This window comes from Wolbachia endosymbiont (group A) of Sphaerophoria taeniata (assembly GCF_947250735.1).
In the GTDB taxonomy this organism is placed as follows: Bacteria; Pseudomonadota; Alphaproteobacteria; order Rickettsiales; family Anaplasmataceae; genus Wolbachia.
This window is the reverse complement of record NZ_OX366344.1, coordinates 793,868-813,762: the sequence shown is the minus strand read 5'-3', so window position 1 is coordinate 813,762 and position 19,895 is coordinate 793,868. Positions and strand designations below refer to the sequence as shown.

Annotated in this window: 17 protein-coding genes and 7 pseudogenes; 5 read left to right on the top strand and 19 right to left on the bottom strand. The window is 35.7% G+C overall.

Annotated elements, in window-relative coordinates:
- Positions 1 to 195 precede the first annotated feature (195 nt).
- From uvrB to terL, 3 genes and pseudogenes are all read left to right on the top strand, one after another.
- A complete protein-coding gene (uvrB, locus tag OOK84_RS04070) occupies positions 196 to 2,109 on the top strand; it encodes an excinuclease ABC subunit UvrB (RefSeq protein WP_264731102.1) in 1,914 nt (637 codons plus the stop codon).
- A gap of 195 nt (positions 2,110 to 2,304) precedes the next feature.
- Positions 2,305 to 4,755, top strand: a complete 2,451-nt coding sequence (locus tag OOK84_RS04065) for an ankyrin repeat domain-containing protein (RefSeq protein ID WP_264731100.1) — start codon at positions 2,305 to 2,307, stop codon at positions 4,753 to 4,755.
- A pseudogene (terL, locus tag OOK84_RS04060) lies at positions 4,730 to 5,041 on the top strand (phage terminase large subunit); the annotation flags it as partial. The gene OOK84_RS04065 and the pseudogene terL, both read left to right, overlap by 26 nt.
- Before the next feature lie 158 nt (positions 5,042 to 5,199).
- Here the strand turns inward: terL and OOK84_RS04055 are convergent.
- The 15 genes and pseudogenes from OOK84_RS04055 to OOK84_RS03985 form a co-directional block, all read right to left on the bottom strand.
- A complete protein-coding gene (locus tag OOK84_RS04055) occupies positions 5,200 to 5,565 on the bottom strand; it encodes a recombinase family protein (RefSeq protein ID WP_264731096.1) in 366 nt (121 codons plus the stop codon).
- Complete coding sequence (locus tag OOK84_RS04050) at positions 5,483 to 5,758, bottom strand: hypothetical protein (protein WP_264731094.1); 276 nt, start codon at positions 5,756 to 5,758, stop codon at positions 5,483 to 5,485. The genes OOK84_RS04055 and OOK84_RS04050 overlap by 83 nt, the downstream gene beginning before the upstream one ends.
- Before the next feature lie 179 nt (positions 5,759 to 5,937).
- Complete coding sequence (locus OOK84_RS04045) at positions 5,938 to 6,492, bottom strand: ankyrin repeat domain-containing protein (protein ID WP_264731092.1); 555 nt, start codon at positions 6,490 to 6,492, stop codon at positions 5,938 to 5,940.
- Between the two features lie 194 nt (positions 6,493 to 6,686).
- Positions 6,687 to 7,850 (bottom strand): phage tail protein, encoded by a 1,164-nt coding sequence (locus tag OOK84_RS04040; protein ID WP_264731090.1) that lies wholly within the window; start codon positions 7,848 to 7,850, stop codon positions 6,687 to 6,689.
- Complete coding sequence (locus OOK84_RS04035; RefSeq protein WP_264731087.1) at positions 7,850 to 8,641, bottom strand: baseplate assembly protein; 792 nt, start codon at positions 8,639 to 8,641, stop codon at positions 7,850 to 7,852. Before OOK84_RS04035 ends, OOK84_RS04040 begins: the two co-directional genes overlap by 1 nt.
- A 2-nt stretch (positions 8,642 to 8,643) precedes the next feature.
- Positions 8,644 to 8,979 carry a GPW/gp25 family protein gene (locus OOK84_RS04030; RefSeq protein ID WP_264731085.1) on the bottom strand — a complete coding sequence of 112 codons (336 nt, stop codon included), beginning with the start codon at positions 8,977 to 8,979 and terminating at the stop codon, positions 8,644 to 8,646.
- Positions 8,980 to 8,998: 19 nt separating this feature from the next.
- On the bottom strand, positions 8,999 to 9,490 hold the full coding sequence (locus tag OOK84_RS06760) for a PDDEXK nuclease domain-containing protein (RefSeq protein ID WP_406719223.1): 492 nt from the start codon (positions 9,488 to 9,490) through the stop codon (positions 8,999 to 9,001).
- A gap of 174 nt (positions 9,491 to 9,664) precedes the next feature.
- Positions 9,665 to 10,042: pseudogene (locus OOK84_RS06755) on the bottom strand (DUF1016 N-terminal domain-containing protein); the annotation flags it as partial.
- Positions 10,043 to 10,085: 43 nt separating this feature from the next.
- A complete protein-coding gene (locus tag OOK84_RS04015) occupies positions 10,086 to 10,340 on the bottom strand; it encodes a PAAR domain-containing protein (RefSeq protein ID WP_264731079.1) in 255 nt (84 codons plus the stop codon).
- An 8-nt stretch (positions 10,341 to 10,348) separates the two neighbouring features.
- Complete coding sequence (locus OOK84_RS04010; RefSeq protein WP_264731077.1) at positions 10,349 to 10,813, bottom strand: phage baseplate assembly protein V; 465 nt, start codon at positions 10,811 to 10,813, stop codon at positions 10,349 to 10,351.
- The gene (locus tag OOK84_RS04005) at positions 10,800 to 11,273 is read right to left on the bottom strand and encodes a hypothetical protein (RefSeq protein WP_264731075.1); all 474 of its coding nucleotides are present in this window, start codon (positions 11,271 to 11,273) and stop codon (positions 10,800 to 10,802) included. The genes OOK84_RS04010 and OOK84_RS04005 overlap by 14 nt, the downstream gene beginning before the upstream one ends.
- 113 nt (positions 11,274 to 11,386) lie before the next feature.
- Positions 11,387 to 11,770 (bottom strand): phage tail protein, encoded by a 384-nt coding sequence (locus OOK84_RS04000; protein ID WP_264731073.1) that lies wholly within the window; start codon positions 11,768 to 11,770, stop codon positions 11,387 to 11,389.
- Between the two features lie 155 nt (positions 11,771 to 11,925).
- Complete coding sequence (locus OOK84_RS03995; protein ID WP_264731071.1) at positions 11,926 to 13,092, bottom strand: outer membrane protein assembly factor BamB family protein; 1,167 nt, start codon at positions 13,090 to 13,092, stop codon at positions 11,926 to 11,928.
- A 77-nt stretch (positions 13,093 to 13,169) separates the two neighbouring features.
- Positions 13,170 to 13,467 (bottom strand): annotated as a pseudogene (locus OOK84_RS03990) (head-tail joining protein).
- Between the two features lie 181 nt (positions 13,468 to 13,648).
- Positions 13,649 to 13,949: pseudogene (locus tag OOK84_RS03985) on the bottom strand (major capsid protein); the annotation flags it as partial.
- 164 nt (positions 13,950 to 14,113) lie between these two features.
- Between OOK84_RS03985 and OOK84_RS03980 the strand changes: the two are divergent.
- A pseudogene (locus OOK84_RS03980) lies at positions 14,114 to 15,522 on the top strand (IS4 family transposase).
- A gap of 270 nt (positions 15,523 to 15,792) precedes the next feature.
- Here the strand turns inward: OOK84_RS03980 and OOK84_RS03975 are convergent.
- Positions 15,793 to 16,769: pseudogene (locus OOK84_RS03975) on the bottom strand (IS481 family transposase).
- Between the two features lie 10 nt (positions 16,770 to 16,779).
- On the bottom strand, positions 16,780 to 17,007 hold the full coding sequence (locus OOK84_RS03970) for a WD_0033/WD_0034 family tandem repeat-containing protein (RefSeq protein WP_264731069.1): 228 nt from the start codon (positions 17,005 to 17,007) through the stop codon (positions 16,780 to 16,782).
- 209 nt (positions 17,008 to 17,216) lie between these two features.
- On the opposite strand from OOK84_RS03970, the gene OOK84_RS03965 reads away from it, so the two are divergent.
- The gene (locus OOK84_RS03965; RefSeq protein ID WP_264731025.1) at positions 17,217 to 18,239 is read left to right on the top strand and encodes an IS110 family RNA-guided transposase; all 1,023 of its coding nucleotides are present in this window, start codon (positions 17,217 to 17,219) and stop codon (positions 18,237 to 18,239) included.
- A gap of 243 nt (positions 18,240 to 18,482) precedes the next feature.
- On the opposite strand, the pseudogene OOK84_RS03960 reads toward OOK84_RS03965, so the two are convergent.
- Both OOK84_RS03960 and OOK84_RS03955 read right to left on the bottom strand, forming a co-directional pair.
- Positions 18,483 to 19,388: pseudogene (locus tag OOK84_RS03960) on the bottom strand (ankyrin repeat domain-containing protein); the annotation flags it as partial.
- A gap of 2 nt (positions 19,389 to 19,390) precedes the next feature.
- A complete protein-coding gene (locus OOK84_RS03955) occupies positions 19,391 to 19,867 on the bottom strand; it encodes a hypothetical protein (protein ID WP_264731067.1) in 477 nt (158 codons plus the stop codon).
- Between the last annotated feature and the right edge of the window lie 28 nt (positions 19,868 to 19,895).

Genomic DNA, 19,895 nt, shown 5'->3' with positions numbered 1-19,895 from the left:
GATAAGGGGGCTGGCGGAGTTTGTCAAGGAAGTTTTTCGTTTCTATTCCCAATAAAAGTTTGTTATATGGTTATGCAAGAAGTCTATTGTTGGTTAATGTTTTATGGCTTTACGGAAAGTTTATAGCTATACAACTTATCTTAAAAGCAATATAGTGTTCACTATGCAATGAATCAAAGATAGTAAGTAAAGTCTATGAAATTTCAAATCACTACACATGTTCAACCCGCTGGAGATCAACCGCAGGCAATCGATAGTTTAATTGCGGGGCTAAATAGCAATAAAAGAGACCAAGTTTTACTTGGAGTTACTGGTTCTGGGAAAACTTTCACTATGGCAAATGTTATAGCAAGGACAAACAGACCTGCGCTGATCATGGCACACAATAAAACCTTAGCAGCACAACTTTATGAGGAAATGAAAGGATTATTTCCCAATAATGCTGTTGGATATTTCATTTCTTATTATGATTACTATCAGCCCGAAGCTTATTTGCCGCAAACTGATACTTATATCGAAAAAGACTCTGCAATCAACGACAGAATTGACATGCTGCGTTATTCTGCCGTCTGCTCCCTCTTGGAGCGCAGGGACACGATCGTAGTTGCCAGTGTTTCTTGCATATACGGTCTTGGTTCGCCTGAAAGCTACCGCAGCATGACTATATCTTTAAGTGTTGGAGATAAAATTCATGTTAATGATTTCTTGAGTAACTTAGCTGATCTCCAATACAAGCGCTCTGATACCAGGTTTGAGAGAGGATATTTCAGAGTGCGTGGCGATATTATCGATATATTTCCTGCCTATTATGAAAATAAAGCTTGGCGTTTATCGCTGCTTGGTGATGAAATGGAAGAAATTTCTGAAATTGATGCTATAACGAGTAATATTACCAAAAGCCTAAATACAATCACCATTTTTCCAAACAGCTATCACATTACATCACGTGAGACTCTGTTGCAGACAGTTGAGCTAATCAAAAAAGAGCTGCATGAATGCTTGGATTATTACTACTTGCAAAACAAGATTGTTGAAGCAAAGCGCCTCGAGCAACGCACTAATTTTGATATTGAAATGATGAGGACAACAGGAATATGTAAAGGTATTGAAAATTATTCGCGTTATCTCTATGGAATGGAAGCTGGGGATCCACCGCCTACTTTGTTTGAATATTTACCCAAAGACGTAATTTTATTTGTTGATGAGAGTCATGTCACCGTTCCTCAGATTGGTGCAATGTACAGTGGTAATGAGGCGCGTAAAAAGAAATTGATTGACTATGGCTTCAGGCTTCCTTCCGCTTTTGATAATCGTCCATTAAAATTTGAAGAATGGGAGAAAGTTAGGCCGCAGACTATTTACATTTCAGCTACTCCTGGAAAGTATGAGTTGGCAAAGACCAATAATGTATTTATAGAGCAAGTTATCCGTCCAACAGGGCTTACAGACCCAATCTGCATTGTGAAACCAATAGAGAGTCAAATTGATGATGTAATTCATGAGGCACAAGTGACAATAGGAAAGGGATTTTGTGTTTTAATCACTACACTGACAAAAAAAATGGCTGAAAATTTAGCTGAATATATGAGTGAATTAAATATGAGAGTGAGTTATTTGCATTCTGATATTGGTGCGCTGGAGAGAATAGAAATTATATGTAAATTAAGATCTAAAGAAATTGACGTTTTAGTAGGTGTTAACTTGCTTAGGGAAGGTCTTGATATTCCAGAGTGTGGTTTGGTTGCAATTTTAGATGCTGATAAAGAAGGATTTTTGCGATCAGAAACATCGCTCATTCAAACGATCGGTCGTGCTGCGCGTAATGCTGAAGGTAGAGTAATTTTGTATGCAGATAAAATCACTGGTTCTTTAGATCGTGCATTAAGAGAGACTGAAAGAAGAAGAAAAAAACAAGAAGAACATAATATATTGCACAATATTGTCCCGAAGACTATAATAAAACCTATATCAAACACCTTACAGGAGAGGGCAATAGCAGAACCAAAAGTAAATACTAATAAGGATGACTTGAGAAAGCAAATGATAGAGCATGCTGAAAATTTAGAGTTTGAAGAAGCAGCAAGAATAAAAAAATTATTGCAAGGTTAAGTAATATATGATGCTATGGGCATAGCATGAAAGTGTAAACAACTAAACTTCCACTATTCTTCTTTTTATTTTAACTCATCTTTTTGAGACTTTTGACAATTTCTTAGAACTGAAGAAGGAAAGGTGTATTTTTTTATTGACTTACCTGTGTGTTACGGTAATCACTAAAGAATTAGTGAGTAATGGTTATAGAATATGAATGGTGGGGTACCAAGCAAGGGATTAAATGAACAATTACGTGACATTTTAGATAAGTTAGAACAGGATATCAATCTATTAGATAATCCCGGTTATATTCAACATATAATGTTTCTTCTAGGAGCAGGAGCTGATCCAAATACAACAGGAACCCAAGGTGAAAAAACTCTGTCAGATTACTCAAGTGAAAAATTACGTGACATTTTAAATGAGTTAGCAAGCAATAGCGATCTATTAGATAATTCCAATTATACTCGATATATAATGTTTCTTCTACAAGCAGGAGCTGATCCAAATATACGGAGACCAGATGGAAAAACTCTGTCATATTACTTAAATGAAAAATTAGGTGACATTTTAGATGGGTTAGAAAGCGATAGAGGTCTATTATATTATTATGCTAAACATATAAGTCTTCTTCTACAAGCAGGAGCTGATCGAAATACACAAAACCAATATGGAAAAACTCTGTCACATTACTCAAATGAACCATTACTTAACATTTTAAATGCGTTAGAAAGCAATGGAGATATATTAGATAATTATCTTCCATATATAATGTCTCTTCTACAAGCAGGAGCTAATCGAGATACACAAAACCGATATGAAAAAACTCTGTCATATTACTTAGATAAAAGATTATCTGACATTTTAGAAAGCAATAGAGCTCCATTAAATAATATTCAACATATAATTCTTCTTCTAGAAGCAGGAGCTAATCCAAATGTACAAAACCGAGAAGATGGAAAAACTCTGTTACATTACGTTGCTGAACATAACGATACTGGCGGTATACGTTTTCTTTTAGGAGCGGGTGCTAATCCAAATGTGCAAGATCAAAGTGAAAAGACTCCGTTACATTATGCTGCTGAAAATAACTGCCTTCAAGCTATAGAACTTCTTTTAAAAGCAAAAGCTGATCAAAATGTGCAAGATCAAAGTGGAAAGACTCCATTTGAATATGTTACTGAACATGAGTGCCGTCAAGCTATTAAGGATTTGGGTTATGATTTAGATGATTCTCATGAAAATGAAGGGAATCCGACAACACCTGATGATTCGGTAGATGATTGTTCAAATAGCTCTGGTGATGATAGTCAGATAGAGTCTGTTAAATTGAGTGATTGTAACACAGAAGAAGATTCGGACTATCATTCAGATGGTTCTTGTGAAAATGAAGAGAATTTGACAAATGATTCTAGTAATTACCCTAACAAGCACAATGATGATCAGGCACTGCGTGATGATCCAGGGTATAGCTCCGGTGACGATAATAAAACAATTTCTACTGAACCGAGTGATTGTGACCGGAAAGACGAGGATTCGAGCTGTAGTTCAAGTGATCATCTTTTTCTAGAAGACTTACTTTCTATGAAGCTAGAAATACCATTAACTACAAGCGAAGAGGGGCTAATTAAAGATTTTTGTGAGAAGATAAGAGGTATAACAGCACAAAATAAACAAGAATCTGAAGAAAGTATTCTAGAAAGTATTGAGAAAATAGTAAATGAGTACTTGAAGAAAGGAATAAGGTTGAATTCAAGTTGTAGTAATGGTAATGAAAATGACAATGGTGATAAAGAAACTGTAACAAGTTTAATACTTGAAGAAATAGAAGGTGTTCTTAATAATCGTGTGAAACCACGCGATGAAAACAGAGCGCGTGAAAGGCAGTCTGATGGTATCGCCGACCAAGACGATGGCAACGAAGATAAAGTTTCAGGCATCATAGAAAGCATCACTAACAAGTTATTGTTAAAAGGTGGGAAAGCAAGACAAAAATTTTTCTCCGGTAATACTGAGCTAGCACAAAATTATGGATCTAATTATATAAATGATCTCTCTAAGAAATATAAAGAAACTAAAGACAAGCTAAAGAGTATAGCATATGAAAGTATTGTAGGCAGAGATAGACAAGCTCAAAAGGGGGAGCCAGAAGAGGTAGACATAGATAATGTATGTTTTTATGTGAAATATTCACAAGATAGTATTATTGAACCTGTGAAAATCTTTAACAAAGCTGAAGATTTAAATTTAAAAGTCGGCATACTTCAAGTTGGGGAGAGTATAGTAAGAGCTGAAGGTACAAAAGATGGAAAAAGAAATTACACAGATGTCTTAGAAAGTAGCATTAAAATGTCTTTTACCACTGAGGCAGGAGAGATTAATATTTATCTAAGTCCTAGTGAGAAAGATAGTAATAAAATAGAAGTAGAAATTTATGATGAGAGTGAAGAAAGGCTTAACAAGTTAAAAGCTGAGAAGAAAAGTTTAGGAGAAAACTGTCTTTTGGGAGGAAAAAGTGTTCTGGAAGCTATAGAAGAGAAAGGTTTTAAGAAAAATGGTAATGTACCTACAGAGTCAATCGAGACTATTAAGGATGTTCCACGTACTGATGTTACGCAAGCTTGTTCGCAGCAAATTAACACAAGAGCTAAAGGCAAATAGCGATCTACCGATTATTGAAATAGTGCCACACAATGACAAACTCACTCGATTTTATCAAATTGTTCCAATTATAGAGTCTGGCAGGGTTTTTCTGCCGCATCAAGCAGTATGGCTCAGCGATTTCGAGTACGAAATTTTAATGTTCCCAGAAGCCCGTTATGATGATCAGGTGGACAGTACGGTGCAATATCTGCAATGGACAAGAAAAACTAACACCAGTGCTTTCAGGGTCAGAGACTTTGGTCCCAACCCTAATAAACCATTTAGATGGTTAAGGTATATCTAAAAACCTAAATTTATTTCCCCAAAGCTTCTGACATATGCTTTACCTATTGCGGATGTTTAAGCTCTGAAGAGACACTTCCCTTATGTGGCACAGCAGGAGAAGCCGATCCAATAGAACAAAAGCCACTATCTCTATTAACTTTTTGAGAACTAAGGTTATCAGATGACGGTAATTGTGCGTTTACACATCGCCTTAAGTTCTCTTCTGGACTCTCGAAAGATTACCTCTACTCCTGCTTTTTCAAATTCGTCGAGCAAGATCATTTGATATACAGTTTTTCGTGATAACCTATCTGGTGAATGAATATAAATTTTATCAATTTCTCCTTTTCCTACTTTATCGCGTAACCTATCTAAACCGGGACGCTCTAAATCTGATCCACTATACCCATTGTCTATGAATCTATACTCATTTAGTAGCTTGTGCTCATCTTCACTAATTCTACGCTCCAACTCCGCTATTTGACTCTCTATTGTTCCCTTCTGTGCTTGCTTTTCTGATGATAATCTCGCATATAAACTCACTACTTTCATTTGTTTCTTTCTCTCTATTTTCTTTTTTTCTCTTTATCAATCTCTCTATCAGTTGCCCGTATACATCCGATAAGCGTTTATCTGCTAACTCATCAGGCTCATATCGACAAGTTACAGTTAATACCTTTTTTCTCATTGTTTCTCCTGTAAATATTTTTATAGTTCGGGCACTCCCTTTTTCCATAAATCCATTACTCTTGCGAAAAAGACGCAACTGTTAACCTTCGTTTTATTTTACTTTTATGCACAATTTTGGAAACACATAGCGCTATCTTTCATCAATTAAGCACTCTTCCAAATAATTGTCCCTTTTCCCTCAGCTCTGCCAAAGGTTTTCTCTCTAATACCATTTCCTTCCTTTTCTCAATCAACTTCCATAACCTTCTGCTTCGCCACTAACTCTCTCATTATCTCCTCACTATTTGCCATATATGCCAGATCTATTGGCGTGTATCCTTTTTGGTCTTTCGCATTTACATCACCTCCCGCTTCTAATATTGCTCTCACGTTCCCTATTTCCCTCATAAATACGGCTTCATGTCTTCCTATTTCATTTCCTATATTTACTTTTGACCCTCCTTTTATTAGCTCCCTTACTGTCTTTTCACAACTCATTAAGCTCGCACTATGTAATGCCGTATATCCTCCATCATCTATAGCATTTACATTTGCTCCTCCTTCTATCAGTGCTTTTACATTCTCTACCTTTCCATAGAATGCCGCTAGGTGCAATGGTGTCTCGCCTCTATTGTTTCTATCGTTTGTACCTGCACCTTTTTCTATTAATAACTTTATTACTTCTGGATTTGACACTTGTGCTGCTCGGTGCAATATTGTGCAACCTGCTGCGTCTTTTTCATTTATTCCACGAAATGAATTCTCCTTTAATTTTTCCAGTCTTTTATTTAAATTGAACATTTTAGTTACCCCACTATAAAAACATACATAAAGTCGCCAATTTGGCTCACTTCAGTGCAAGATCAATTTCTTATGTTTACCTACACCTACCTAATTTATAGCTGTTTTGGCATGGAAAAGCAACTTCTTTTTTTCAAAAAACACACATTTTTACCGAATGTTAATGTAGTATATGAAGATATAAATATATGTATTTAATTCATTAAGCATATAGGTTGTTTTTCTTCCCAGGACCTGTTCAAATGTCGATGTTCATGCCATGTTAGTACACCTGGGTAAAACACTAAAATGTAATTTTCTAACTCCTGTATTGCATCCTTTTGCTCTGAATTTAATTCGCTTTCAAAATGAACATAGTGCTTTGCTAAACCAAATCTTATAACTTTTTGATCGGTAGAGTTTTCTACTTTGTAATGATAGGTAACGCTAAACCTTTCTAAAATTGGCTTGTATTTTAAATTCCACACTTGTTCAGATAGCTTATCACTTCCTAGTAAAAACCTTTTTCCCCTCTCTTCTATACTACTTACTGGAAAACATGCGTTTATTTCTCCTAAACTCCAACTGTCCGATAATACTATCTGCGCTTTAGCAAACTTAATCTCAGGTAATAAGCTCTGTGGTAGCGGATATAACGTTTTTAAATTATTCCACTGATGACTTCTTTCATAAATACCGTTATAATTCTTTGTGTGAGGCTCGGTTTCTCCAAGTATTGCTACATCTAGCCTATACAGATCATTACTTAATGCCTGCTCATAATGATCGCGTAGATAGTTTTCTATAATCCTAATAACTGGACCACTAGACCTGAAAAAATTTACTCTCCCAAATGATAACACTGGTCCATCTTTTTCGATCTTTGTACCAGAGTAGTCTGATAATAAGCTGCCAAAAAAGCTTTCATCTAAAATAAATCTTCCAATATTATAGTGGTCATTGAAAAGCCTCATTAGCCTCGATCTTGCAGGTAGTGATAGCTTTGCTAGTTCTACTACTGCATCTACGAAGAAGTCTTTCGGAACATCTTTTATCCCTATCTGTAATTCAAAAAAGTGTTCTCCAGGTGGCTCTTCAATAATTGTAATATCTTCATTTATATTTGCCCACTTCAGTGCTATTTTCAATGAGGCAGGTGTGCCACGCAGTCTTTGAAATTTTATCCCTTCTTTTATCGCTTTTCTTTTGTCTGTTACCCAACGCAGAATCTCTTCTAGACCATATTCCTCTACTATCCATGGTAATATCTTTTCTTCTAGGCTGAATTTAAACCCTCTTATGCTGCTTGGATCAACTTTGTAATCGATTGCATCAACCAGCGCTTTTTCTTGTTTTGTTGCGTTTGGCGGTAATAGCATTAATTTAACTCAACATTTAAACTTCTTAAGGCAGCACACTCATTCCCCAGTACCACAACATCCTCTCTTGGCTCGATTAATTCTACGTTTTCCACTCCTTCTACGAACAAATTCGCTATAATCCACGACCTTGTTACATTCCATCCTAATCTTTTCGTTGTTTCAAATTTTTCTATAAATTTCTTCTTCACCGTTTCAATAATATCTGGTCTTTTAATGCTAATTTTACTGTGGATATCTATTTCTATAATATTGCAACTTACCACTTCAATTGTATCTGTTAAAATCCTCACATCCTCCCTGTTTAGCTGATTTCTGACAATTTCTAGTAATTCTTCTTGGGGTATGCCAGTTGTGGATAATTGTGTTGATAAGATCGAAACTTGTACTTTTCCTGGTACAGGTGATTCTACTAATGCATCTTTTACTCTTGTATCTGCTGATAATGCATAATACCGATAATTTCCTCCTGTTGACCAGCCAACTATCTTTGCTTTAATCCTTTTCCTAAATCGTTCGTCATCTTCTTCTTTCTGCCTCTCCACTCCATAAAACTCAGCTAAATTATCTAGGTCTTCTCCTCCTGCAAACTTCAGTAAATTACTTCTTACCGCTTCATTAATTCTTTGCCGTAATAACAATTCCCTCCAGGCTGCCACTTCCAAAATCTTTATTGCTGGATCACTTTCTACCAATACTGTAAAACTTGAGTCTCGACGTATCAACTCCTCCTTCATACGTGAAAAGATTTCTTCGAAGTTCAGTGGCTCAATAATGTTAGGCTGCTCCATCTTTATACCACAACTCCATCAAAGCGAATCTTTTCCCCCATTGGTAAGTACAATCCTTCTAGGTCAAGCGTTACTTTTCCTTCTTTCACTTCTGTTATTTTTACTTTTTCTAACTTAAATCTCTTTTCCCACTTTTGTAGTGCTTCTGCTGTTGCTGCATAAATTTCTAACGTAAAATCACGATTGATTGGCCGGTCAACTAACTCAAGTAATCTTGACCCATAGTTCCTGCGCATTATTCTGCTGTTAATAGGAGTGGTTAAAATATCAGTAATTGATTGCTTTAAATGTTCTATTCCTTCTAACTCTTTTCCAGTATTAACGTCCATTCCTCGCATAAACACGTTGCCTTTTGTGTTATATCTGTTTAATCATTTTCTTCTTAGTACTTGCGTATTTTTCACGAGCTATAGAGATAGCTTTTCTCAACTTCTCCTCAAGGATTTCCTTAGGAGGCAACTGTGTTAAATACTGTGCAACATGAATATTAGATCCTTCAAGCTCCAGGTATTCTATATCTTCTTGATCCTTATCAGCACACAAAATAATCCCTAGGGGTTTTTCTTCATCTGGTTTTCGTTCATTTTTGTCTAACCAATTTAAGTACCATTCCATCTGTCCTTTATAAGCTGGTTCAAATCGACCAATTTTTAGTTCTATTGCAATAAGGCGCCTTAATCCCCTATGAAAAAATAGCAAGTCTAAATACCTATCAATTCTTTCGGTACTCATCCTTTTTTGACGTGTCACAAAACAAAAATCATTACCAAACTCTTGTAAAAATTTTACCAATTCATCCAAAATCGTATTTTCTAGATCAGTCTCACTATGACTTGATGGCAATTCCATAAAGTTAAGGAAGTATGGATCGTGAAAAATGAATTCGGGGGCTAACGTATTTTCTTCACGTAACTGTTTGATGCTTTGTCTTATGAAGTCCTCAGGCTTTTTTGCTAGTGCTGTACGTTCATACAACATGGTATCGATTCTACTACGTAGTGCTCTAACACTCCATCTTTCAATACGACACATTTCTATATAATAATTACGCTTCAGCTCATCAGAAATTGCAATAATTTCTACAAAATGTGACCAACTCAATTGTTGTGACAGTGTCGCGACAATTTCTTGATCGGGAAAGAATTTGGAAAATTGCACCATCCGAAACAATGAAGCTCTATCAAATCCACGTCCATATTTCATCTGAAGTTCTTTTGCAAGTTAGGAGATGATTTGCTTCCCATAATCTGCACGTTTGTGCTTTAGGATATCTTGATCAATTCTGGAGCCAATTTCCCAGTTTAACAATACTAGAGTAGAATTGAATTGAACAGAAAGATGATTCTTTGCTCTATCTATTAAATTACTAACGTCTCCTAATAGGCTAGTAGTTATATCCATGTTCATAATTTTACTTTTGGTAAGTATAGCACATGGTTTATTTTTATTCTGAAAAAACATTACTACTTCCACTTATTACTTTAAACCCACAAGATACTGAATCCCCAACTCTTCCTATACCATGACCATTTTCAAACACTGTTTTTGACCCTTGTGCCATTACCTTACCTTCTGTAAAACTATCTCCTTGCCGACAAACTGGTCTTCCGTTTACAAATATATCTCTGCTTCCACTTATACAAAAATGCGGCAACGCTTTCCCGCAGTGATCTCCTAGGCATATAACTGATTTATTCATTCCTTTTCCTAATTTAGATTTATTCTTTGTGCCTTAAGTTTTATTCCATCCTTTGTCATCTCTACGCTTGATCCTTCTACTTTCAACGTTATTTTATCTACTACATCAATCTCAAGATGATGATTCTCCTTGTCGTACGATAATTTCGTTCCATCCTTAAACTCTAAAATATGCGCGTCTTTTCGGCATTCCGAGGGAAAATACTTCTGCTGATAAATTGCCGGTAACACCACCCCTAATGACAACTCTCCATATGGCGATAATACCATCACCTGCTCATCAATATCTGGGGAAAACCAACTTCTATCTTCTCCCGCTCTTGTTGTTATCCACGGTAACCAATCGGTCAAAAATTCTCCTACTTTGACCCTTACTCTTGCTTTTTCATAGTCGATTTCTTTCACTAGATCTATACGAATAATGTTCGCTAGCCTTCTATTTAGCTCTGCAATCGCAAAATTATGGTCTAACATTTTCCCCCACACTAATAATATGCGGTATAATACCAGTTTCTAACCACATTGATTGACCTGTATGTAGCTCGTGAACCCATTCTACCAGCCACACTAAATATGCATCCAACTCTGGTTTAAAATTGTCTACTTCCGCTGATAAAAATTCTCCTGGTGAAATGTTTTCTACGCCCCAAGTGTTTTTATTCACTACTCTTGCAACTTCCGCTGCCAGTGACCTTACCACTACCTGAGAATCCTCGACTGTTCCATCAACTACTACTCTTGCCTCAAATCTTGCCCTCAACGCTAATTCCTCAGTCCCCGGATCTTTTCCTGGCTCTAAACTCACAAGCTCTACAAACACCGCTGGCGCTAATAATTCTTTCCTTATTGCAGGATATACTTCACATGTCTGTATTGCTGGGATTTCTTCTTTTAGCGTTGTACAAATCTTCTGATGTAGATCTCTCCAAAACATACGCTCTTAAAATAAAATTAAGTTCATGTTCAAAATACTTCTCAAATACTCTCTCTACTTCATTATCAACTAACTCTTTCATTATTTCCCGAGCTTGCGTGTTTACTTTAATTTCATCTATTGGTATGTACCTTCTTTTCTATATGACCATTTTGCATTGTTGCTATGAATGCTCCTTCATACGTACGGCTTCCTACCTTTGCTCCTATCTTTGTCTGTTTTATACTCCCAAGTTTTGCTACTCCTATCCACTGCAAACTCAGCTTCACTACTGACCATAAACGCTTTCTATTTGCTTTATCCACACTTAACTTTTTTCTCATTGCTTTTTTTGGTATTTGTTTTTCTTCGCTAACTTGTTTGACAGTTTGCGATCTTACCCATAGTGCTGTTTTGTTTAATGCTCTCACTGTTGCTAATTCTATTTTTCTTCTTTCAGCATCTATGCTTTGCATAACTTTTTCGATGCTATCGGTGACTTCGATGTTAATACGCATCTACACCCCTGACGCTTGAATTTTCCACAATACTCCTGAATTGTCCCTAAGTGGTGCTACCTATGGCACATCTCTTCCTTATTACCTGCAATATTTCATCTGCTGATATTTGGATCAATGCAGCTATACACACCTTTTTTCTCAGTTGTAAAGTACTAATCCCCAACTGCAAGATCAGTTACAGGCGTATGATACACATCTTCTGGAATGCTGACTATCTCTTCTATCATGCCTGACTTCTCATCTAATAGAAACATGATTCCCTTATTGCTCACAATAAATAATTTTCCATCTATCACCGGTCTAGCATAATATGTGTCTTTTAGTTTATCATTTAGCTCATCATTCACCACTAAGTTAGTACTCCAAATTATCTGACCATCAGGTATTGCAACTTTCATAACTTCATTCTTTGTGTTTACTACAAAAAATTCGTTACCATTTATATCATCGGGGTACAGCCATGGCATAATCCCACCACCACTGATATTTTTTGCTTCCATGGCCTTTAACCACAAAAGATCTCCTGATCCTATATCAATCGCAACAATGGTAGAATTGTTTGTAGCTATTAATGTGTTATTCTTTACTACTGGAGTAGTTGTGATATCTGCAAGCTGAGTGTCTAAAATATTTGTAGAAGGTAACTTATAAGACCACAACTTTTTCCCATCTTTGTCAAAAGCTACTAACTCTCCATTTGAAAATGGAACTATTAGCTTATCGTGTATAACCACAGGAGATATGTAATTTGATCTTGTTATTTGATTACTACCATTAGACATATGATAGAACCAGCTTGTATTACCATTCTCTATGTTCAGCATGTATAAATAGTTATCTACAGTCAAAATTGCTATTCTATCATTAAAAATTGTAGGGTTTCCTTTCACCAAAGACTTTAACTCCTTTTTCCACATAACTGCGTCTTCATTTATTTCATATTGTGTATTATCTCTATTTATTGCATATAGCACATTATCTATTGCTAAGTAAATTTCTCTACAATATTCACTGCAAGTAGCACTCATTCTACCAATTGTTTTATGAATACCAGATAAATCTACATCCTTCCAGTACCACCCTGTGTTGTACAATACCCCATCACCACCAATAATTAGCTCATAACTTTCGTGTATAGGAATTGGTTGTATATAACCTTGAGAAAACTCTCTACTTGGATTATTCCACGGGTGACACCTATATTTATTTTTTATTTCTAAGCTAGGCTCTACCCCATCTTTTGCAATAACACAACTTGTGCTCAATAAGAAAGCAATAAAAAAATGGCTAGTTTCATAAAACTTTTCTAGAAAGATCACTTTATATACACATTAAAGATACGATATATTGAACAATTTCACTATCGTTAGTTTTGATTTTAACACGAAAAACCATTTTACATTCTCGCTGGGTTTATTTTCCACAATATTCCTGAATTATCCCTGAGCGGCGGTGAGTGGACTTTGTATCTACGATCACCAACAACAAAAATATCTCCTACCATTGGCTTTAATACATCAAACACACTTACTTCTAAAGTCAAAATTTCTCCTACAAATTGTCCTTCCGTATAATTTATCTGGCTGTTGCTTTAATATCTGTACCTTGTATGACTTATCCCTTGATTCATACAACGCTTGCTCTCCTAAATGTGCAAAACAATCTTTCAATAACCTTTTAATATTTTCTTGCATCTTTTGCTTTTATGTACTAGCCTTTACTTGGAGCAGGGTAGACCACTTCCTTACCTCACTTCTTTTTTATAGCTGATCTACCTGCTCAAACATGGAAACCATTTTACCTTTATATAGTAACTTAAGAAGCACGCTAAGAAAGTGGCTATATTGGTAGGAGGAAATCTCCTTTTTGGCTCCTCTATGCTGCAACGATTTTTACTAATATCCCCGGACGGTGGCACATCGGCAAAGGGTTGGATTGGGTATGAAGGTCAGTTCCTCTATCAAATCTTCTTGGCTCTTGTTTTGCATACAATGGCTGACCAAACCGTTTCATTAAAGTCCGCTGGCGCAAAGTAAGTAGTAAATGTGCTTGCTGTTCCTAGTGGAAAACAATGTCCTGTATCTTTTTCTATAAACCTTCTCACAATTCCTTCAGGATCGGTTGCTTGTCCTCTGTACTCCTCAAATGTTATTCCACAGAACGTAAATCCTGATCGTTCGGTAGAAGTCATAGTCCTATCCCCCTTGATTGAGTTTTACTTCTATAACTCCCCCGTAAGGACCTTACTATTACCCATAAATCTAAAAATGGAGAAAAAGCTGCTATTTTACTAATTCAACTTTCTATTATAAATAGATCTATGGTCTAAAAATGGAATATATGATGAAAAGAACTATAAATACCTCAACTGGCGAATGGGCAGAAAGTGAATTTGGAATTGTTAATTTTGGTGATATAAGATTAAGTAAAAGGCTTCTAAAAATAGTTAATAGTTTTGCTGAATCGCCTGAGCGTTCAATAAATCAAGCTTGTGAAGATTGGCATCAAAGTAAAGCAGCTTATAGATTTTTCCAAAACGATGCCATTTCTGAAAGAAAGATATTAGACAGTCATATAATTAAAACTGTTGAAAGAGCTAAAGAATACTCAACTATCTTAGCTATCCAGGACACGAGTTATATTTCATATAAAAATCATAAAAAGACCGAAGGATTAGGGATTATAGCAGCAAGATTAACATCTAAAACAACTAATTTTAAAACCCATGATGCATACAACGTTTGCAGTTACAACAGAAGATAGGATTATTGGATCAAAAAATTAGTACTAGACCTTCCTTAGCTGAAGACCTAAAGGAGTTGAAAAGAAGAAGCCATAATACTGCTCTTCCCATAGAAGAGAAAGAAAGCATACGGTGCACTTAAAGACTCTACTAAACATCCTCGATTAAAGGATGTTAAGGTAGTTACCGTTTGTGATAGAGAAGCAGATATTTATGATTTATTTGAAGTTGCTTCCACTAATCAATCTCTTTTTGTAGTAAGAGGAAATCAAAACAGAACAGTAAACAAGAAGTCGACTTATTCTGAAAAAGGTGGTGAAAGATTGTGGGATTTGATGAATCGCATGTCTTGTCAAGGAGAAATTCAAGTCTGCTCGCGATAACGAACCTCAAAGAACAACAGTTTTAGAAGTAAAGTTTAGTAACTTTGTGATGAATGCATCAAAAAACAACGCTAGACGTAAAACCCAAAAACTTCCTAATTTAAATTTAAATGCTGTCTATGTTATAGAAAAATATCCCCCATTTGGCGAAGAGCCCATGAACTGGATTTTGTTAACAAATATAAATATTAATAATTTTGAAGAAGCAGTAGAAAAAATACAATGGTATTGCTTAAGATGGAGAATAGAGGTTTTTCATAAAATTTTGAAATCCGGTCTTAAAGTTGAAGAATGTAGGCTCCAAACAGCAGATAGATTGATCCGCTTTCTTACAATTATGAGTATAATTGCATGGAGAATATTTTTTATCACATTGGTAGCTAGCGAATCTTTCTTGCACTGTCATACTGACTGATGACGAATGGAAGGTTTTATATACCAAAATGCTTAAGACAAAAAACTATCCTGCACCTATAAGAGAAATTGTGAGGTGGGTGGCCAAGTTAGGAGGGTTTTTAGCTCGCAAAAATGACTTAGCTATAGCTTTGTGGAAGGGATGGAAACGTCTCTTTGATTTAGCAGAAGGATGGAGACTTGCTCATGAATTCTATACTTGTGGGTAATAGTAAGCGCAAGAACCGTGCATGCAGCTTTCCCGCACACGGCTCCACAATATTAGCGTTCACGACATACCTCCTGTGTATACAAGGAAAAACATATTTTTGGTTTTGGTGGTGGATTGACTTGTGTATAATGAATAAATTGCTCCCAATTCATGCTCTTTTTCTGGCTACGTCGGTTTATCCACTTAAACGTTAGTTTCTTTACTGCCCAATTAAACTTATTGAGCCATCGATAATTTCCGCTAATCCCGAAGTAGTTATAGTGTCCTCTTAGTTTGGCTTTGAGTATTTGCCACCAGTCTTTGAGACGAATAAGATGTATGGTTCCAGAGTGTGATGGTGTGGATCTATTATAAATAATTCAGGAGACTTTGTCAACTGAGAACATATAAATTCAAAAGGTGTAAGACCCCTAAGAGCTTTGAGTCTCTTTGCATAATTGTAGGCCATAACAAAGTCATAAAGATGCTCCTTAAGTTGCTGATGCGAACGATAGTAATATTTCTTAACTGTAGCATTCTTTAAAGTTTTATTCATACGTTCAACTTGTCCATTTGTCCAAGAATGGCTAACTTTTGTCAGACGATGTTCAATGTTATTTTCTTCACAAACTCTATCAAATATGTGTTGGAAGGCGTATTTATGGCGCTTCTGATTTGTAAATTGTATGCTATTATCTGTCAAAATAGTGTGGATTTTATACGGTAAAATTCTAATCAGATTACCTAAAAACTCAGCAGCTATGGGTTTTGTAGCACTTTTGTGCAACTCAACGTAGGTGAATTTGATCTATTGCAACAAACAAATACAGCTTTCCTTCTTCTGTTCTAACTTCCGCGATATCAATATGGAAATAGCCTATAGGATATTGTTTGAATTTCTTTCTTGATTTAACTTCACCATCGACATCTGGTAGTCTGCTAATGTTGTGCCTTTGTAAACAACGATGTAAGCTGGAGCGACTCAAATGTGGGATTGAGGTTTGCAAAGCGTAGAGACAGTCATCTAATGGCAATAGAGTATGCTTACGAAATGCAACACTCCTCTTCTAAAGTTAAAACAGTTGATCTTGGATGCTTTGGACCCATACCAGCATCTTTGGTAAATGAGCGTTTTCTCCACTTAATAATAGTTTTTGGTTTAAGGTTATAACACTTGGAGAGTTTTGCTATGCTCTCTTTACTATTTTGTATTGCTCTACGAATTGTCTCTGTTGTTCTGGCGCACCCATGTAATACTTGTCCCATAATTCCTCCCTTACTGTACAACTACTCTCATAATGTCATTGTCTCTACGTGATATAGCATCTGTAAGTATTGTATGAGTTTCTTCCCGACCATCTGAATATTTTGTGGTCATTTCTTCATTCAGAACTTCCTTTAATAGTTTTTGTTTTTTGGCTTCTTCCAAAAGATCTTTTACAGCTTGATTATTCTTATGACTTATAGCATAATGTAGTAGTGACAACGTCTTGTATCTTGTCAAAAGCATCTAATGTTTTAAGCTTAAGCATTAGGTGGAGAAGGGAGGAACTCTGTGCTTCTTCTTAGATATAAAATCTGTAGAGGAGATAAGAATTCCCTTCTCAAAAGTATAGGCTGGACGGTATCGTAGAAAGACCTGAATGGTTCTAATTCTGTATTCACAAGACTAGCCTTACTTTTCATTTTTAATGGTAACGTATGGGGTTATATATGATCAACAACTTTTTGGGCATAGATATATCAAAAGATCGCTTTGATGTTTTTCTCTCATTTATAAGCAAAAAAGGAAAGCGTGAAATTAGAAAAAGAAGCTTTAAGAACGATGATCATGGGTTTCAAAGTCTACTGAATTTTCTACACAAACATAATGTAGAAAAAGTAAAAACCTGCATGGAATCTACTGGTTGTTATAGCGAAGCACTGGCTGAATTTCTACACAATGCTGGACATTTTGTAAGTGTTGTAAATCCTTATTGCATAAAATCTTATGCAAGGAGTAAGCTGATACGACAAAAGAATGATCAGACCGATGCAGAAGTTATTGCTGATTATTGCCAAAGACAGGAACCTTCTAGTTGGACACCACCTTCTCCTGAAATGAAAAAATTAAAACATCTTTATCGTTGCTCAGTTGCGTTAAAAGATGAGTTAACATTAGTAAATAACCACTTAGAAAAAAAAGAGAGACTGCCTAAAGAAGTTGCAAATGCTTGGGAAGACCTTGCAATGAATATAGCTCAAAAAATAGAAACAATAAAAAACTCCGTACGTGAACTATTAAATCAACACAAAGAATTGTTGGAAAATTTTCAACTTCTATTGACTATTCCAGGCATAGGAGAAGAATCAGCAATAGCTATTTTAGCTGAAGTTTCTGATATAGAGGTTTTTAGAGATGCCAGGCAATTGGCAGCATATACAGGAGTTATACCACGAAATATGACGTCAGGTTCCTCTGTATATGCCAAACCCAGATTAAGTAAATCCGGTTCACAAACATTACGTAAGGCACTTTTCTTTCCTGCCATAGTAGCTAAGAATCACAATCCTATCATTATGAGCTTTTGCCAAAGATTAAAGGAAAAGGGTAAGCATAATATGGCCATCGTTGGTGCTGCAATGCGTAAGCTACTCCATATCATTTTCGGTATTCTGACATCCAAAAGTGCTTTTGATCCTAACCATATCAAAAACTACAGGGCTAGGAGGTTGACTGAAGGTTTAGTACTTTAAAATCAAAAATGCTTCCTATCTATCTTATGTAAAGTGGTATCTTACACAAATTTATTGAATGTTGTTGGTTAGTGGATATGTTGATAAGTAAACTTCATCTGTTTTGTGCGTATAAAACTAATTTACTTATCAACATATCCACTAACTATAATCTGTGTACTGTTACACAATTGGAAGTATTTTTTGATTTTATGATGCAACTTGGGAAATTTTTATAATTTTTTTGTTGACTAACAAGACGGTATCTCCTCTTTGTGCAGCTAAATGGAGTAGACTATTCTTTTCAGAACCGTATTTATTACTCACCAAAGCCTTCTTTATCTCAGGTTTAGCGTAATCAAATGGTGTCTTGCCGCTATCGTCTTTTACCAGAGGGTCTATATCTTCTCGCGTTAGTAAAACTTCTATTGTTTTAAGTCTTTCAGCGTAATGTAGTGGTGTTTTATTTTCGTAGTCTTGCAAATTGACTTGAGCATTAGGCTCCTTTATTAAGCATTTGAGAATATCAAGACATAAGTCTCTTTCATCGTAATTAGTATTACTTACAGCTATATGAACAGGTGACAATTTCATTGAGTTTTGTCCTATGCGCGCGCTATTTACATCTGCTCCAAGCTTCAGCAGTAACTTTACTATCTCCAACTTTTTATTATTAACTGCATAGTGCATTGGTGTCTGATTTCGTGCATCAAAGACATCTATTTCAGCTTTTCCTTCTTCTACTAAAATTTTGACAACATTTCCATGTCCTATGCCTGCTGCTAGATGTAATGGAGTATGATGCAGAGCATTTCGTGCATTAACGTCAATACCTTTTCTGATCAAATATCTCACTGCATTAACTTCACCTATCATTGCGGCCAAATGAAGTAAGCTATCTTGTTCTGACCCGTATTTGTTATTAATTAGCGCTTGTAATATTTCTGCTTTTTTCCCTTCTTTAGCATAGTCAAGAGATGTTTTACCATCATTATCTTCTACGAAAGGATTAATGTTCTTCTTCGTGAGTAGCAGATCTACCATGCTTAATTCGTCAAATTCTATAGCGCAATGTAGTGGGGTTTTTCCATTTAATCCTCTAACATTAACATCTAATCCAGGTTGATTAATGAGGCACTTTATTAATTCTAAACTTAAGTGAGCAGACATTATTAAAATTTAGTGTTAGATAATTCTTCAAGTGAGTTTGTAATCTCTTCAGTGAGCGCCATATGAATCTTTTCAGTGTCACTCAATGATGCAAGTAGTGCTGAAACTCTATTCGGAATATTAAGTAAATTATTACGGACAACTCTTGCTACATTAAATGCTTCATTTTTTACTTCCTCTACTGCTACAAGTTCTCCTATCTCAGCTTTAGCTTTCGCCTCAAGCAGTTTACCTCGTTCCATTTCATTTTTTATTCTAGTTTTTAGCAACATCGTGGAAAGGTTACTTGTATTTTCGTTTTCTGGATTTTTCCTCCTAAGTGGCTGACTTGGATCTCTTATTGCTGCCACCGCTTCATTTGCTTGTTCTCTATTTACCAAACCATCCTCCAACTCAACTATTCCTTTTCTTACTAAATAACAGACATATTGCTTTGAAAATCCTAGTTCTTTTGCCCATTCTGTTTGCGTGATTTTCACTTTTTTTTGCCTATTTTTTACGAGTTTT